Raw genomic sequence first — 15428 nt, forward strand, 5'->3', positions numbered from 1 at the left:
AAAGGACGAGACTCAGTATGAGCACGGACGCCACCACGGTCCCCACGATCACCCTCAACAACGGAGTGGAGATCCCCCAGCTGGGCTTCGGCGTGTTCCAGATCGATCCCGCCGAGACGAAGGACGCGACGCTCGCCGCCCTCGAGGTCGGCTACCGCCACATCGACACGGCCGAGATGTACGGCAACGAGGCGGGCGTCGGCGAGGCCGTGCGCGCCTCCGGCCTCGACCGCTCGGAGGTCTTCGTCACCTCGAAGCTGAACAACGGCTTCCACGCCCGCGAGGACGCCCTCGCCGCGATCGACGTGACCCTCGGCGAGCTGCAGTTCGACTACGTCGACCTCTTCCTGATCCACTGGCCGCTGCCGAACGTGGGCGACTACCTCGAGACCTGGAAGGCGATGGAGGAGATCTACCGCAGCGGCAAGGCGAAGGCGATCGGCGTCTCCAACTTCCAGACCAACCACCTCAACCGCCTCCGCGCCGAGGCCACCATCGTGCCGGCCGTGAACCAGATCGAGGTGCACCCCTACCTCGTGCAGGACGAGCTGCGCGCGTACGGCGTCGAGCACGGCATCGCCACCGAGGCGTGGTCGCCCATCGCCCAGGGCCTGGTGCTCGAGGACGACACGATCACCCGCATCGCCCGCAACGTCGACCGCTCCCCCGCCCAGGTCGTGCTCCGCTGGCACATCCAGCGCGGCGACATCGTGTTCCCGAAGTCGGTCACCCGCGCCCGCGTCGAGGAGAACTTCGCGCTCTTCGACTTCGAGCTCGACGACGAGTCGATGACCGACATCACGGCGCTGGACCGCGGCCACCGCACCGGCCCGGACCCCGACACCTTCAACTACATCCCCAGCTGATGCTGCAGTAGTCGGCAGGAATGCGACCGGCCCGCCGGATCCTCGGATCCCGGCGGGCCGGTCGCGTCCGGTCAGCCCTGCTGGGAGTCGCGCCAGGAGTGCTCGGGCGCGTAGCCCAGCACCTCGCGGGCGTGGTCGATCGAGAGCAGGGTCTCGTTCGCCCCGACCTCGCCCCGCACCTCCACACCCGGGAACACCTCGGCGATCAGCTCGTCGTTGGGGCGCGACATGACCGTGTCGGCCGCCGCGATGATGAAGCGGTCGAAGCCGGTCGCACCGTGCGCGAGCGCCTTCTCGACGGCCTGCGCGCCGTCGCGGCCGTCGATGTAGCCCCAGAGGTTCCACTTGCGCTGCAGCGCGTCGGAGTCGAACGACGGGAACTCGGCGTAGTCCGCCTCGTCCATCACGTTCGAGAAGCGCAGGCCGATGATCTTCAGGTCCGGGTGCCAGCGGCACAGCTCGATCGCGAGCTGCTCCTCGAGGTGCTTGGTGAGCGAGTAGACCGACTCCGGACGGGCGGGGTACTTCTCGTCGACCGGGATGTAGGGCGGCGGCACGTCGAAGGGCAGGCCGAGCACCGTCTCGCTGGAGGCGTAGACGACGTTGCGGATGCCCGAGCGGATCGCCGCGTGGAACACGTTGAACGTGGACAGCATGTTGTTCTGGAAGGTGGCGATGTCGGGCACGATGCCCGGCGCGGGGATCGCGGCGAGATGCACGACCGCGTCGATGCCCTCGTACTGGTCGCCCACGGCCTGGATGGCGTCGACGACCTGGCCGTAGTCGGCGACGTCGATGCGCACGAAGCCCGGGCCCCGCTCCCCCGCCCGGTCGAGGTTGTAGACGTCGTGGCCGGATGCGCGGAGGCGGGCGACGACGCTGCGGCCGAGTTTGCCGGATCCACCGGTGACTGCGATTCTCATGCCTCGAACGCTAGCGGGCCGGGCTCCACGCGAACGAGGGGTGGCGGATCAGGAGCGGGTGTACAGCGAGATCCCGTCGCCGGCCTCGGGGGTCGTCTCGTCGTCGACGAGCTCGGTCCAGCGGCGCAGCACCGCGGCTCCGGCTGCATCGTTGACGAGGTCGTCGACCACCAGGACCGGATACGGCTTCTCGGGGACTCCCTCGGCCGGGCGGACGTCGACGTGGGCGACCTCGTAGGCGTGCTCGTACAGCCAGTCGGCCATGGCGTAGTCGCTGCGCGAGTCGCCGACGGTGCGCCAGCGCTGCGGGATGGGCCCGGTCGCGCCGAGCAGCTCGACGGCGCGCTGGGCGCCGAGGTCCTTGCCGAGGCGGTTCGACTCGATGTCGGTGGAGATGACGGTGGGGTCGATGCGGTAGTCGACCGCTCCGGAGTCGTCCGGGTAGCGGATGCCGCGGCGCTCGACTCCGAGGCCCGCCGCGGTCATGATCTGCAGGGCGTCGGCGTCGAAGACGAGCTGGCGCGAGAGGTACTCGTCGCTGGGCAGGTCGACCAGCTGCTCCGCCGAGACCATCGCGCGCTTGGTCTCGTCGAAGAAGACGAGGTCGTCGTAGTCGGAGCGGATCATGCGCTCGAGGTCGCGGGCGACCGGCTCGGGGATCGCGAGCGACTCGTCGACGATCGGCTCGGACGTGCCGCGGTAGTCGACCGTGAACCACACGGCGCCCTTCTCGCAGACGCAGACGATGCGCGCCTCGGGCGAGACCCCGCGCTCCAGGAGCGAGGGCAGCACGCGCTCGCGCAGGAACGCGTCGGAGCGGCCGGTGTTGAAGACGATCGGGATGCCGGCGTTGGCGAGGCGCACGAGATCGTCGGCGATCGCGGGGATCGCGATGGTGCGGCTGATCGGGCTGGCGATGGGGCCGTCGACGTCGAGGAGGAGGCCGAGCGGAGGCGGTGTGGAGGTCATCGGGATCCATTCTGCCGTGCCGCAACACGCCCGACACGAGCGCACCGTACGCTCGCCGCGTGATCCCTCTCCTCATCGACACCGACACCGCCGCCGACGACTGCTTCGCCCTGCTGATCGGCCTCCTGGATCCGCGCGCCGATCTGCGGGCGGTGACGATGGTCGCGGGGAACGTCGGCTTCGATCAGCAGCTGCACAACGCATTCCTCACGATCGCGCTGGCCGGGCGCGCGGGAGAGGTGCCCGTCCACCTCGGCGCGCGCACTCCGCTCCTGCGCCCGTGGGTGAGCGCCACCGAGGTGCACGGCGACGGCGTCGGCGGCATCCGCCGACCCGAGGACTCGCAGCGTCCCGAGGAGGAGCACGCCGTCGACGCCCTGATCCGACTGGCCGCGGAGCACGCGGGCCGACTGCGCATCGTGGCGATCGGGCCGCTGACCAACATCGCGCTCGCGGCGCGGAAAGACCCGTCCTTCGTGCGGAACGTGGAGCGGCTGACCGTGATGGCCGGGTCCCTCAACGGCCGCGGCAACATCACGCCCGCGGCCGAGTTCAACGTCTACGTCGATCCGGAGGCGGCCGCGATCGTCACCGGGGCGGGCTTCGCGGATCTGCGCTTCGTGACCTGGGACCCGCTGACCCTCCGCGACGCCGTCTTCGACGAGGGCCGCATCGCCGAGATCGCCGCGGCCGCGACTCCGCTGTCGGACTTCTTCGTGCGCGCCAACCGCGCCACCTTCGACTTCGACGTGCGGGTCGGGATCGACGGCTCGACGCACCCGGACTCGCTCTCGGTGCTGCTGAGCCTGGACGAGGACCTCGTGCTCGAGGAGCGCGCGTACTCGGTGGCGGTCGAGACCGACGGCCGGCTGACGCTCGGGGCGACCGTCTTCGATTGGACGTGCACGCCCGAGACGGCGAACGCCACGGCGGTCGAGCGGATCGACGGCGAGCGCTTCTTCGCCTACGTGCGGGACCTGATGGCCACCACTCCGCCGACCCCTCCCGAGGTGCGGGCGGCGATCAGCGCCTGAGCGGCCCTGCTCCGGCCGCCCGCACGCCCGCGACGATCGCCTCCGAGACGGCGTCGACGTCGAGATCGACGACGAGCCGGACGGTGCCCTCGGAGTCGGGGGTGAACGCGCTGAGGCCGTCCTCGACGGGGTCGCCGCCGGGCACGACGGTCACCGTTCCGGGCTCCGAGAGCGTCACGAACTCGGGCCGCAGCATCGCCAGGACCGCGACGGGGTCGTGCGGCACGTTCCAGGTCTCGCTCCAGAAGTCCCACCACTGGCGGATATCGCGGTGCAGGGCGGCACCGAGTGCACCGGAGGCGGCGATCGCCTCGACCTGCTCGCTGCGCATCGCGAGGCGCTGCGTGACCTCGAGGCCGGCGACGGTCGTCGGCAGGCCGGCACCGAAGACGACGCGCGCCGCGTCGGCGTCGCTGCGGACATTGTGCTCGGTCGCGCCCGTGCCGAACGCTCCCGCCATCAGCCAGAGGTGGCGGACGGCACCGGCGAAGCGCGGCTCGCGCCGGATCGCCTCCGCGATGTCGGTCAGCGGCCCCACGGCGATCACGTCGACCTCGCCCGGGCGCGCGAGCACGTGGCGGAGGAGGGCGTCGACGGCCGGCTCCGCCTGCACCTCCTCGGCGTCGAGTCCGTCGTGCAGGGTGCCCTCGTGGCCCGCCCACCACACCTCGCGCCCCGAGAGGGTGTCGCGCTCCCCCGCGTGCACGTCCAGGCGCACGCCGGCGAGACCCGCGTAGCGCTGCGCGAGGCGGGCGCGCAGGAGGGTGTCGCCGTAGACGGTCGTCGTGGCGAGCAGCTCGACCTCCTCCCGCGCACCGAGGAGGACGGCGAGGGCGAGGGCGTCGTCGACGTCCGTGCCGATGTCGGTGTCGAAGACGACGAGGTGCCGGGGAGCAGTCATGGCGACAGCGTGGCATGGATCGTCATACGGACGATACAAAACGTTTTGTACGCTGAGATCCGGCGGATCGGAGACCCATGGACCTCACCTCGCGACGCGAGCGCGCGACCACCTGGGTCGACCACTCCGATCCGCTCGCCCGCCTCGCCAAGATCTCGCTGCACGACCACCTCGACGGCTCGGTGCGGCCCGAGACCCTCCTCGCCCTCGCGGCCGAGAGCGGGGCGCCGGTGCCGCGCCGCGACCCGGGGGCTCTGCAGCACTGGTTCGGGAACTTCGCAGCGCTCGAACCGGGGGCCGACTGGGAGCTGCTGTTCGGGCTGACGACCTCGGTCATGCAGACCGCTCCCCAGCTGCGGCGGGTCGCACGGGAGTACGTCGCCGTGCTCGCCGCCGACGGCGTGGTGTACGCCGAGACCCGCTGGGCGCCCGAGAAGCACCTCGCCCGCGGCCTCTCGATGGACGAGGCGCTGGCGGCCGTGCAGGACGGGCTCGAAGCCGGGATGCGCGACGCCGCGCGGGAGGGCCGCCCGGTGCTCGTGCGGCAGATCCTCTCGATCATGCGCACGGCGCAGCACGGCCGCGAGGTCGTCGCGACCGCCCTGCGCAACCGCGACGCTGTCGTGGGACTCGACCTCGCCGGGCACGAGGAGGGGCATCCGCCCGCCGAGCACGCGGAGTGGTTCCGCCTCGCCGCCGAGCACGGGCTGTCGCGGACCGTGCACGCGGGCGAGGCCGGCGGCGTCGAGAGCATCCTCGGTGCGCTGGAGCACTGCTCCGCCCAGCGCATCGGGCACGGCGCCCGGCTCGCGGAGGACCTCGCGATCGACGGCGCCCGCCACCCCGTGGGCGAGGTGGTCGCCGCCTGGCGCCGAGCGGGAGGCGGGACCGCAGCGCTCGAGCTCGGCCCGGTCGCCCAGCGGATCGTCGACGAGCGCATCCCGCTGGAGCTGTGCCCGAGCTCGAACTCGCAGCCCGGCGGCGTGGTGGACACCCTCGCGCAGCACCCGATCGGACTGCTCGCCGCGATCGGAGCGGCCGTCACGGTGCACCCGGACAACCGGCTGATCTCGGCGACGAGCGTCACGGGCGAGCTGCGGCTGCTCGTCGACCGCTTCGGCTGGGGCCTCGCGGACGTCGAGCGGGCGCAGCGGACCGCGCTGGCCGGCGGGTTCGCGGACCCCGAGCTGCGTGAGCGGATCCTCGAGGAGCGGCTCGCCCCCTCCTACGACGCGGCCCGCTGACGGCGTCTCAGGCGGCGCGCACCCGCTCCATCAGGATGTCGTGGTCGCGCTGCCGCTGCTCCACCGCCGCCGCGAGGTCGACCGTCGTCACGACGCCGTCGCGCTTGAGCCAGCGCCCGGCGGTCATGACGTCGGAGGTGTCGAATCCGGACGCCCCGTAGACGAGCGCGGAGTGGAGCGACTGCGCCGCGACGGGCCCGCGGTGCAGGGCCTCGACGGGGAGCGCGATCAGGTCGGCGACGGCTCCGGGGACGAGCGAGCCATCCTCCGCCGCGCCGCCGAGGGCGCGGTGCCCCCGCCAGGTCGCGAGGCCGAGCAGCTCGCGGGAGGTGATCGCGTTCGGCCGGCGCTCGGCGAAGGCCGCCAGCTTGCCGAGCGTGCGCAGCTCCTCGAACAGGTCCGCGTTGTTGTTGCCGCAGAGGTTGTCGGTGCCGATCGCGACGTTCACGCCCGCGTCCAGCGCCTGCCGCACCGGAGGGGCCGCTGCTCCGCTGATCATCGCGACGGAGGCGGCGGCCACGAGGCTCGCGCGCGATCCGGCGAGCAGCGCCAGATCCTCGACCACGATCTCGTTCGAGTGGGCGAGCAGGAGGGGGACGTCGAAGAGGCCGAGCCCGCCCATCGTCTCGAGGGCGCCGCGGCCGTAGCGCTCGCGGCAGGCGTCCTCCTCCTCCCCCGACGTGGCGAAGTGCGTGTGCAGTCCGACGCCGAAGCGGTGCGCGAGGGCGACCTCGGCCTCGATCGCCTCGACCTGGTTGTCGACGAAGAACGCGTGCGGTCCGACCCAGCCGCGCACGAGCGGGTGCTCCTGCGAGGCCGCGACGAACGACTCCGCGGCGGCGAGCTCGCGGGCGCGGACGGCGTCGTCGCCGAGCTCGACGATGCCGTACGCGACCCGGGCGCGCAGGCCCGAGTCCTCGATCGCGGCGAGGTACGACTCGGCGAACAGGTACTGGTCGGCGAACGACGTCGTGCCGCTGCCGATCATCTCGGCGCAGGCGACCGACGCCGACGCCGAGAGGAGCTCGGGCGAGAGGTGCGCCTCGAGCGAGCGGATCGCTCCGAGCCAGCCCTCGAGGGTCAGGAGGGAGTGCCCCTCCGAGACGCCGCGGAACAGCATCATCGGCGCGTGGGCGTGCGCGTTCACCAGACCGGGCAGCACGACGGAGGGGCCGAGGTCGACGACGTCCGCACCGCGGGGGCGAGCACCGCGCAGCGGATCGACCGAGAGGACGATGCCGTCCTCGACCGCGACGACCGCCGGCCCGAGCTCGTCGGCCTCGACATCGGGCAGCACGTGGTCGGCGACGATCAGCGTGCGCGTCACGGGGCGCTCGTCTCGAGGTCGGAGCCGGCCATGAGCGCGCCGATCTCGGCGGTGTCGAGCTCGCCGCGGGCGAACGGCCCGGCGAGGCGGCCGTCGTACATCACGACGATCCGGTCCGAGAGCGTGAGGATCTCCTCGAGCTCGGCCGAGAGGAGCAGGACGCCCGCGCCCCGGCTGCGCGCGGCGAGCAGGGCCCGGTGCACGAACTCGATGCTGCCGACGTCCAGTCCGCGCGTGGGCTGATTCGCGATGATCACCGCGGGGTCGCCGTCGAGCTCGCGGCCGATCACGATCTTCTGCAGGTTGCCGCCCGAGAGCGAGCCGATCAGACGCCGGGCGGAGGCGCCGCGGACGATGTAGTCGTCGATGAGCTGCACCGCGAACCGGTGGATGGCGCCGCGGCGGAGCAGCCCGGCGCGGTGGAAGCGCGACGAGCGGTAGGCGACCGAGACGGCGTTCTCCTCCAGCGTCGCGCCGCGGTTGAGGCCCACGTGCATGCGGTCCTCGGCGATGTGGGCGAGCCCGGCGTCGCGGGCGGTGCGCGGGCCGCGCCCGGTGGTGTCGGTCCCGGCGATCTCGACCGTGCCCTCGCGCACCCGGCGCAGCCCTGCGATCGCGTCGACCAGCGCGCCCTGGCCGTTGCCGCTCACGCCCGCGACTCCGAGGATCTCCCCCGACGCGATGGTGAGCGAGACGTCGTCGAGTCCCGAGTCGCCCGCGCTCACCTGCGGCGCCGAGACCCCGGACACCCGCAGGACGTCCGCCCCGGGGCTGCCCGGCGGGATGTCGGCGCTGAGCAGCACGTCGCGGCCGACCATCATCCGGGCGATCGCCGGAGCGGTCGCCTCGGCGGCGGTCATCCCGCCGACCACGTGCCCGCGGCGCATCACGACGATGCGGTCCGCGACGGCCATGACCTCGGGCAGCTTGTGGCTGATGAACACGACCGAGGTCCCGAGGGAGGCGAGTCGGCGGACCGCGCGCAGCAGGTCCTCCGCCTCGGACGGGGTGAGCACCGCGGTCGGCTCGTCGAGGATCAGCAGCCTCGTGTCGCCGGCGAGCGCCTTCAGGATCTCGACGCGCTGCTGCAGGCCGATCGGCAGGGCCGCGACCAGCTTCGCCGGGTCCACCGGGAATCCGAGGCGGTCGGCGAGGGCGCCGACCTCGCGCTCCGCCGCGGCGTCGTCGATCCGGCCGTCGCGGCGTCGGGGCTCGCGGCCGAGGAGCACGTTCTGCGCGACGGTGAAGGAGGGGACGAGCGCGAAGTGCTGCTGCACCATGCCGATCCCGTGGTCGATCGCGTCCTGCGGCCCCCGGATCGCGACCTCCTCGCCGTCGATCTCGATCCGGCCGGCGTCGAGCGGGAACGCGCCGAACAGCAGGTTCATCAGCGTGGTCTTGCCCGTGCCGTTCTCGCCCACCAGGGCGACCACCTCGCCGGCGCCGACGTCGAGCGAGACGTCGGCGACCGCCAGGACGCCGGAGGAGGCGAAGTACTTCCGGAGGCCGTCGAGCCGGAGGAACGGAGTGGTCATGGAGGGGCCTTCCTGGTGCGGGTGCCGCGGCGGGGCGCGAGAGGGTGGAGCGCAGGAGCCGCCGACCGGGGGGTGATCGACGACTCCTGCGGTCGGGGAGGATCAGCCGGCGAAGGGCGAGCAGGCGTCCGAGTCGGGGTCGTTCAGGGCGTCGCAGACCTCGAAGGATCCGTCGAGGATCCGGGTCTCGTAGTCCGCGACGGTGCTCTTCGCCGCGGCCACGGGCTCGGCGAGCTCGGGGTGGGCGTCCTCGAAGACCGTGGAGCCCTCGTCCCACGACAGCCCGGTCGCGCCCTCGGCGAGTCCGACGTTGGTGGCGCCCGAGGTGAAGTCGCCCTCCTGCGCCGAGGAGATCATCGTGAGGACGTTGGCGTCGACGTGCTTCATCATCGAGGTGATGACCGTGCCGGGCGCGACGGAGTCCTGGTCGCTGTCGACGCCGATGGCGTAGAAGCCCTCCTCCTCCGCGGCCTCGATGACACCGGTGCCCGAGCCGCCCGCGACCTGGAAGATCACGTCGACCCCGTCGCTGTGCATGTCGAGGGCGGTCGACTTGCCCAGCGCCGGGTCGTTGAAGGTGAAGTTGAGGTAGGTGCGCTGCACGGTGCAGTCGCCGCACGCCTCCTTGACGCCCTGCTCGTACGCCCAGGCGAACTGGTTGAGCCCGGGAGCGTCGCCGCCGACGACCGCCCCGACCTTCTTGGTGGTGGTCATCGTGCCCGCGACCAGGCCCGCCAGGAAGCTGCCCTCGTGGGTGTTGATCGTGTAGAGCTCGAGGTTGTCGGGCACCTCGGAGTCCTCGAGGCTCTGGTCCGGCATGCCGATCTTCTGGTCGGGGTACTGCTCGGCGATCGCGATGACGGTGTCCAGCGGCAGGGTGATGCTCAGCACGAGGTCCGGCGAGGTCTGAATGGCCGAGCGGAGGAGGGTCTCGCCCTGCGCGACGTCGGGCGCCTCGATGTGGGAGGTCGCGACCCCGAGGGTGTCCTTCGCCTCGGTGAGGCCGGCCAGGGCGGAGTCGGTGTAGGAGAGGTCGCCCGCGACGCCGCCGACCAGCGCGACGGTGTAGGCGTCGGAGTCGGGGGCCGCGGTCGAGGCGGTGCCTCCGCCGCTGCAGGCCGAGAGGGCGAGGGCCGCGACGGCCAGGGCGGAGAGGGCGGACGCCTGCCGGACGCGGCGGCGGGAGGGTGCGGGGAGGGTCATGGCTGTGTCCTTCGTTCTCGTCGGGTGCGGGGTGGGAGAGAGGGAGAGGGAGAGGGAGGCGCGGGCGTCAGCGCAGAGCGCCGGCCAGCTGGCGGCGGGCGCGGCGGGGCAGGCCGAGGGTCTCCTTGGCGCGGAGTCCGCGGTAGCCGACGAAGCCGAGCACGAGGAGCGTCGCGGCCATCGGGATGAGCTGCACGAGCACCTGGGGCAGGTCGGTGGTGCTCTGCAGGCGGATCGCGAAGGCGTCGGAGAAGCCGAACAGGAGGGACGCCGGCACGAGGAACACGGGGCGGTTCACCGCGAGCAGCGCCGCGGTGATCGCGATCCAGCCGGCGCCGTCGGTCATGTTGCGGGCGAAGAGCCCGAGTTCGCCCACCGTCAGGAACGCGCCACCCAGAGCGGCGAGGGCGCCGGAGCCGATCAACGAGAGCGTCTGCACCCGCTCGACGGAGATGCCCGCGGCGGCCGCGGCTCCCGGAGCCTCGCCCACCGCCAGGAGATGGCGGCCGGGCCGGTAGCGGAAGAGCAGGCCGAACGCGGCCGCGAGCGCGAAGGCCAGGTAGACCAGCGCGTTGTAGCCGCTGAGCAGCGGGCCGAGCACGGGCACGTCCTCGAGGAACGGCAGCGGGATCGACGGCAGCGTCGCGACGTCGGGGGTCCAGACGCCCACGCCGCCGAAGAACTGCCGCATGAGGTAGATCGACAGCTCCAGCAGGAGCATGTTGAGCCCGATCGCGAAGACGATCAGGTCGACCCCGACGCGGTGCGCGAGGGCCATCATCCCGCCGGTGAGCGCTCCAGCCAGCGCGGCGATCACGACGGCGAGCAGCTGCGAGCCCGTGCCGTCGAGAGCGACGAGTCCGACGAACGCTCCGACCAGCATCTTCGCCTCGATCGCGAGGTTGAGGACTCCGGCCCGCGAGCTCAGCGCGGCGGCGAGCGCGCCGAAGAGGATCGGGGTGGTCAGCTGGATCCCGTTGTGGATGAGCTCGGGGGTCAGGAGGGCGAGGAGGAAGTCCATGCTCACTCCTCGTTCCGGGCGGCCGCGTGGGCGCGGACCTCGTCGGGGTCCGGCGGGGTGTCGACCGGTTCCGGAGGCGGCGGAGCGGCGGCCGCCCGCGCGGCGATCTCCCGGGCGCCCCGGCGCTTGCTGAGCCAGAGCTCCAGGCGTCCGGCGAGCGGCGTCTGGATCGCGACGAGGAGGATCATCAGCGCGAGGATCACGGCGCCGATCTCGCGCGGCACGCCCATCAGGATCTGCAGCCCGTTGATCGCGCCGACGGTGATCGCCGAGAACAGGATCGCGGCGAGGGACCCGCCGATCACGGTGGTGCCTCCGAGGATCGCCGCCGTCAGCCCGTTGAACCCGGTGCCGTCGAGGAACCCGTCGATCACGCGGTAGTTCATGCCGAGGACCTGGATGCCGCCGCCGATGCCGGCGAGGGCCCCGCCGAGGGCGGCCGCTCGGAGCACGGCCGTGCGGGTGCGCATCCCGGAGTAGCGGGCGAAGACGGGCGCCTCGCCCGCCATCCGCTGCTCGTAGCCCCAGGTGGTGCGGGACATGTAGACCGCGACGATCGCCACGAAGGCGAGGGCCACGACGAGGTTCGCGCCGAGCTTGGTCGCGGTGTCGAAGATCGGGAGCCGCGCCGTCTCGTCGATCTGCGGCGTGTAGGAGGCCGTCCCGCCCGTGTCCCGCAGCGGGTAGTTGATGAGGAAGCTCAGCAGCAGGGCGACCATCGAGTTGAGGATGATGCTGACGATCAGCTCGTTCGCTCCGAGGAAGACGCGGAACACCGCGGGGACGAGTCCGACCAGCGCTCCCGCGACACCCGCGGCGAGCAGCGCGACGATCGGGTGCAGGCCGCCGGGGAGCTGCACCTGGTACCCCACGACGACCGCCGCGACGGCTCCGAGGCCGTACTGCCCCTCCTGGCCGATGCTGAACAGGCCCGCCCGCAGGACCATGACGGCGCCGAGGGTGGTCATGATCAGCGGCGTGGCCGTCGTGAGCACGGTGCCGAAGTTGCAGTAGCCCGGGTCGCAGGTGAAGGCGGCGCGGCCGATCGCCGCCATCGCGTCGACGGGCGAGCGCCCGGACACCGTGATCAGGATCGCTCCGATGACCAGCGCCAGCAGAACGGCGACGACGGGGACGGAGACGCGCTGGGCGGCGCGGGCGAGATCGAGGTCTTTCACGGTCACCTGGTCTTCCGGTCGGGTGTGCAAAAGGTTTTGCATTCGGGGCATCGCACCTGAGGAGGATTTCCCGAGCCTAGGGTCGGCGCGGCGCCGGGCAGTCCCCGAGTGACGCTTCGTAATGGGGTCTTCTTCCCGCGGAAACGGGTCGGAAACGCGAGGCGCACGCCTCCCCCGATCCGGGGGTCGGCTGTCAGCGGCACGCGCGGCCGAACGCACGGACGGGCGTCCGTGATGTGGTGGAATGCGGTGCAAAGCGTTTTGCAGGACGAGGGGGTCGGGACGACGATGCGAGCGGGAAGACCGACCATGCAGCAGATCGCGGAGTCGGCGGGGGTCAGCGTGACGACGGTCTCGCACGTGCTCTCGGGCAAGCGTCCGGTGAATCCCCGCACGGCCGAGCGGATCCTCGCGATCATCCGGCAGGCGGGCTACGTCCCCGATTCGGCGGCCCGCACCCTCCAGTCCGGGCGGAGCCGGCTGCTCGCCGTCGCCGTGCCGGACATCACCACCTCGTACTTCAGCCGCATCGCGAAGGGCGTCGAGCTGGTCGCTGGTCCGCTCGACTACGGGGTGCTGATCTGCAGCACGTCCTTCGGCGGCCAGCGCCATCGGCGCTACCTCGATCTGCTGCAGAACCGCACGGTCGACGGCCTCGTCTACGTCGCGAGCGACTCCCCCGTCGATGCGGAGGAGCTGCGGCCGTTCGCCGCCGAGTACCCGCTCGTCCTCGCCGACGAGGAGATCCCGTCGCTCGAGAACGTGACCGTCGTCACCTCGGACAACGGGCGGGGTGGGCGCCTGGCCGGAGAACATCTGGCCGCGCTCGGGCACGAGCGGGTGCTGATCATCGCCGGGCCGCGCGGTCTGGTCTCGACGCGGGACCGGACCGCGGGGGTCCGGGAGTCGTTCCCCGACGCGCTGATGCTCACCGGCGACTACTCCGCGCCGTCGGGGGCCGCTCTCGTGGACGAGGCGCTGCGCAGCGGCACGCCGTTCACGGCGATCGCCGCCGGCAACGACGAGATCGCGATCGGAGCCGTCGACCGGCTGCGGACCGCGGGACTCCGGGTTCCGGAGGACGTCTCGGTGATCGGCTTCGACGACATCGACTCGGCGGCGCTCGTCGGGCTGACCACGATCCGGCAGCCCGCCGTGGCGATGGGATCCCGGGCGGCTCGACTGCTGCTGGACGCCCTGGCGGATCCGGCGGAGGCCCGGGTGCGGGAGAAGCTGCCGGTCGAGCTCGTGGAGCGGACCTCGACGGCCGCGGTCGCGGGGTCCCGGTGACCCGTCGTCACTGAGGAGGCGCGGCTCCGCTCACCGGAGAGCCGTGCGCACCGCCTGGACCGACGCCTCGACCACCGCCTCCAGGATCGCCTCGCCCTTCTCGGCGGACGCCGAGGTCGGATCGCCGAAGACGGCCGACTCAGAGAAGGGGTGCAGCGGCATCTCGACGGTGCCGAACTCCGGCGGGAAGTCCGGGTAGCAGACGACGTAGCGCTCGCGCAGCACCAGCTCGGGAGCGAGGGCCAGGACCAGCGAGGTCTCGAGCTCCTCCGCGTGCGCGAGTCCGGGCGCGGCGGGGCGCGACTCGCGGACCCTCGCGGCCGCCTCCTCGAAGCCGGGGTAGTCGAGCAGCAGGACCCCGATGCCGTCGGCGGTGAGCGCGTCGACCGCTGCGCGCAGCGGGGCGCGGTTGCCGTAGTCGCCGTTGACGATCACGAGGAGGCCCACGCCCGAGGCCGCGAGCGCCCGCGCGATGTCGACGGCGACCGCCGTCACGGTCGGCGCCGACAGCGAGACGGTGCCCGGGTAGCCGGCCGTGCCGGCCGTGGCGCCGTAGGGGATCGCCGGGAGGAGCAGCGCGTCGAGACGGTGCGCCACCCGCTCGGCGACCGCTTCGGCGACGAGGGTGTCGGTCGAGAGCGGCAGGTGCAGCCCGTGCGCCTCGAGCGCACCGAAGGGCAGCAGTGCGAGCGCGGGGCGGCGGTCCCGGATGAGGTCCCAGGGGATGTCGGTCGCTCGCAGCATGCGGACCATCCTGGCGCACGGCGGGGCGCGGCAGGGCCGGGCCGGGCGCAGAAGCGCGAGGCAGGGCACGGCCGAGCCCGGGACGCACACCGCACGGTCGGGTCGGGTAGCACCGGGGGCGGGAGGGGCATCGGCCGAAGTGACGCCACTCCGGTCGCGCCGGGCGCGCGCCGCGGTGGTCGACGAGGCACCCCGCTCAGAACGGAGGCGGCTCCGTGAACCGCGGTTCGGGCTGGAGGCGCGTGGGTTCCGGGAGGAGGGTCTCCGGTCGTGTGGTGATGCGGCGTCCGGTGGGGGTGGTCCAGTCGGCGGTGCCGTCGGGGTGGAGGAGGTAGGTCCAGCGGTCGCCGTGGCGGACGTGGTGGTGGGCGGTGCAGAGGGAGGCGAGGTTGTCGAGGCTCGTCTGCCCGCCGTGGCGCCATTCGAGGGTGTGGTCGGCTTCGGCTCGGGCTGCGGGGCGGGTGCAGCCGGGGAAGCGGCAGGTCCGGTCGCGCAGGTGGAGGGCGAGTCTCATCCGGGGTGGGGGAAGGCGGTGGGTGCGGCCGACGGAGAGGACGGTGCCGGTGTCGGGGTCGGTGAGGACGCGGGTGATCGTCGTGGCGGCTCCGGCGAGTTCGCGGGCGACGTGGGCGGGGAGGAGGCCGTAGCCGTCGAGGTCGGCGGGGGCGTCGTCACGGCCCAGGGCCGTGCTCGCGGCGAGGGTCAGCCGGACCTCGGCGCGCACTCCGGGGACGAAGGTCGGAGTCGCCGCATCGTCGGGTGCAGTGCCGGCGACGTCGGGTGCAGTGCCCGTGACGTCGCCGTCGCAGAGCAGGTCGGCGAGCGCGTCGGCGCGCAGCTGCGCGAGAGTGCGGTCGTCGTCCGGCCGGTCGGCCTCCCCTCCTTCGCTGTCGGTTCCGTCGCGCAGGCAGCGTGCGATGCGGTCCAGCCGTGCGTACGCGCCGACGGCGACCGGGGCAGGGAGCAGGGCGCACAGCAGCGCCATGCCGTCCGCGTCCGGGACCAGCCAGACCGCGCGATCCTCTCGAGCCCGCGCATGCCGCGCGGCGAGCGGCTCGACGTGCAGCTCGTCGCGCAGTCGCGCGACCCGGCGCCTCAGTTGCGTGGGCGTCAGCACGAGCGCCAGCTCGCACGCCCGCTCATCGAACACCGCCCGCGACTCCGGCGGCAGGGTGTCGGCGGTCGCGCAGATG

The 15428-nt window shown here is 72.7% G+C and carries 14 protein-coding genes; 4 read left to right on the forward strand and 10 right to left on the reverse strand.

Annotated features, from left to right (window positions below; all coding sequences use genetic code 11):
- Positions 1-17 precede the first annotated feature (17 nt).
- Positions 18-866, forward strand: coding sequence for an aldo/keto reductase (locus ASF46_RS12595; RefSeq protein ID WP_056867899.1), 849 nt, complete (start codon positions 18-20; stop codon positions 864-866).
- A gap of 71 nt (positions 867-937) precedes the next feature.
- Here the strand turns inward: ASF46_RS12595 and ASF46_RS12600 are convergent, their stop codons facing one another.
- Both ASF46_RS12600 and ASF46_RS12605 read right to left on the reverse strand, forming a co-directional pair.
- Positions 938-1789 (reverse strand): NAD-dependent epimerase/dehydratase family protein, encoded by an 852-nt coding sequence (locus ASF46_RS12600; protein ID WP_056867900.1) that lies wholly within the window; start codon positions 1787-1789, stop codon positions 938-940.
- Between the two features lie 48 nt (positions 1790-1837).
- Entirely contained in the window at positions 1838-2758 is a 921-nt protein-coding gene (locus ASF46_RS12605; RefSeq protein ID WP_056867901.1) for a hypothetical protein, read from the reverse strand.
- A 59-nt stretch (positions 2759-2817) separates the two neighbouring features.
- Between ASF46_RS12605 and ASF46_RS12610 the strand changes: the two genes are divergently transcribed.
- Entirely contained in the window at positions 2818-3792 is a 975-nt protein-coding gene (locus tag ASF46_RS12610; protein WP_056867902.1) for a nucleoside hydrolase, read from the forward strand.
- Here ASF46_RS12610 and ASF46_RS12615 read toward each other — a convergent pair.
- Positions 3782-4693 (reverse strand): nucleoside hydrolase, encoded by a 912-nt coding sequence (locus ASF46_RS12615; protein WP_056867903.1) that lies wholly within the window; start codon positions 4691-4693, stop codon positions 3782-3784. The two genes, ASF46_RS12610 and ASF46_RS12615, sit on opposite strands and share 11 nt — an antisense overlap.
- A 77-nt stretch (positions 4694-4770) precedes the next feature.
- On the opposite strand from ASF46_RS12615, the gene ASF46_RS12620 reads away from it, so the two are divergent.
- Positions 4771-5937 (forward strand): adenosine deaminase family protein, encoded by a 1167-nt coding sequence (locus tag ASF46_RS12620; RefSeq protein WP_056867904.1) that lies wholly within the window; start codon positions 4771-4773, stop codon positions 5935-5937.
- A 7-nt stretch (positions 5938-5944) separates the two neighbouring features.
- Here ASF46_RS12620 and ASF46_RS12625 read toward each other — a convergent pair whose 3' ends face one another.
- The 5 genes from ASF46_RS12625 to ASF46_RS12645 all read right to left on the reverse strand — a co-directional run bounded on the left by ASF46_RS12625 (position 5945) and on the right by ASF46_RS12645 (position 12201).
- The gene (locus ASF46_RS12625; protein WP_056867905.1) at positions 5945-7264 is read right to left on the reverse strand and encodes an amidohydrolase family protein; all 1320 of its coding nucleotides are present in this window, start codon (positions 7262-7264) and stop codon (positions 5945-5947) included.
- The gene (locus ASF46_RS12630) at positions 7261-8799 is read right to left on the reverse strand and encodes an ABC transporter ATP-binding protein (RefSeq protein ID WP_056867906.1); all 1539 of its coding nucleotides are present in this window, start codon (positions 8797-8799) and stop codon (positions 7261-7263) included. Before ASF46_RS12630 ends, ASF46_RS12625 begins: the two co-directional genes overlap by 4 nt.
- A gap of 102 nt (positions 8800-8901) precedes the next feature.
- Positions 8902-10002: a BMP family ABC transporter substrate-binding protein gene (locus ASF46_RS12635; RefSeq protein ID WP_056867907.1), complete on the reverse strand. Its 1101-nt coding sequence runs from the start codon at positions 10000-10002 to the stop codon at positions 8902-8904.
- Between the two features lie 67 nt (positions 10003-10069).
- Positions 10070-11023 carry an ABC transporter permease gene (locus ASF46_RS12640; protein ID WP_056867908.1) on the reverse strand — a complete coding sequence of 318 codons (954 nt, stop codon included), beginning with the start codon at positions 11021-11023 and terminating at the stop codon, positions 10070-10072.
- 2 nt (positions 11024-11025) lie between these two features.
- Positions 11026-12201, reverse strand: a complete 1176-nt coding sequence (locus ASF46_RS12645; protein WP_162238035.1) for an ABC transporter permease — start codon at positions 12199-12201, stop codon at positions 11026-11028.
- A gap of 309 nt (positions 12202-12510) precedes the next feature.
- Here ASF46_RS12645 and ASF46_RS12650 point away from each other — a divergent pair, with 309 nt between their 5' ends.
- Positions 12511-13491: a LacI family DNA-binding transcriptional regulator gene (locus ASF46_RS12650; protein WP_056867909.1), complete on the forward strand. Its 981-nt coding sequence runs from the start codon at positions 12511-12513 to the stop codon at positions 13489-13491.
- A 30-nt stretch (positions 13492-13521) separates the two neighbouring features.
- On the opposite strand, the gene ASF46_RS12655 is transcribed toward ASF46_RS12650, so the two are convergent.
- The gene (locus tag ASF46_RS12655; protein WP_056867910.1) at positions 13522-14235 is read right to left on the reverse strand and encodes a creatininase family protein; all 714 of its coding nucleotides are present in this window, start codon (positions 14233-14235) and stop codon (positions 13522-13524) included.
- A 196-nt stretch (positions 14236-14431) separates the two neighbouring features.
- Positions 14432-15428: HNH endonuclease (locus ASF46_RS12660; RefSeq protein WP_162240178.1), on the reverse strand; the 997-nt coding region annotated here is incomplete at its 5' end.

The sequence above is a fragment of the Rathayibacter sp. Leaf296 genome (assembly GCF_001423045.1).
In the GTDB taxonomy this organism is placed as follows: domain Bacteria; phylum Actinomycetota; class Actinomycetes; order Actinomycetales; family Microbacteriaceae; genus Rathayibacter; species Rathayibacter caricis.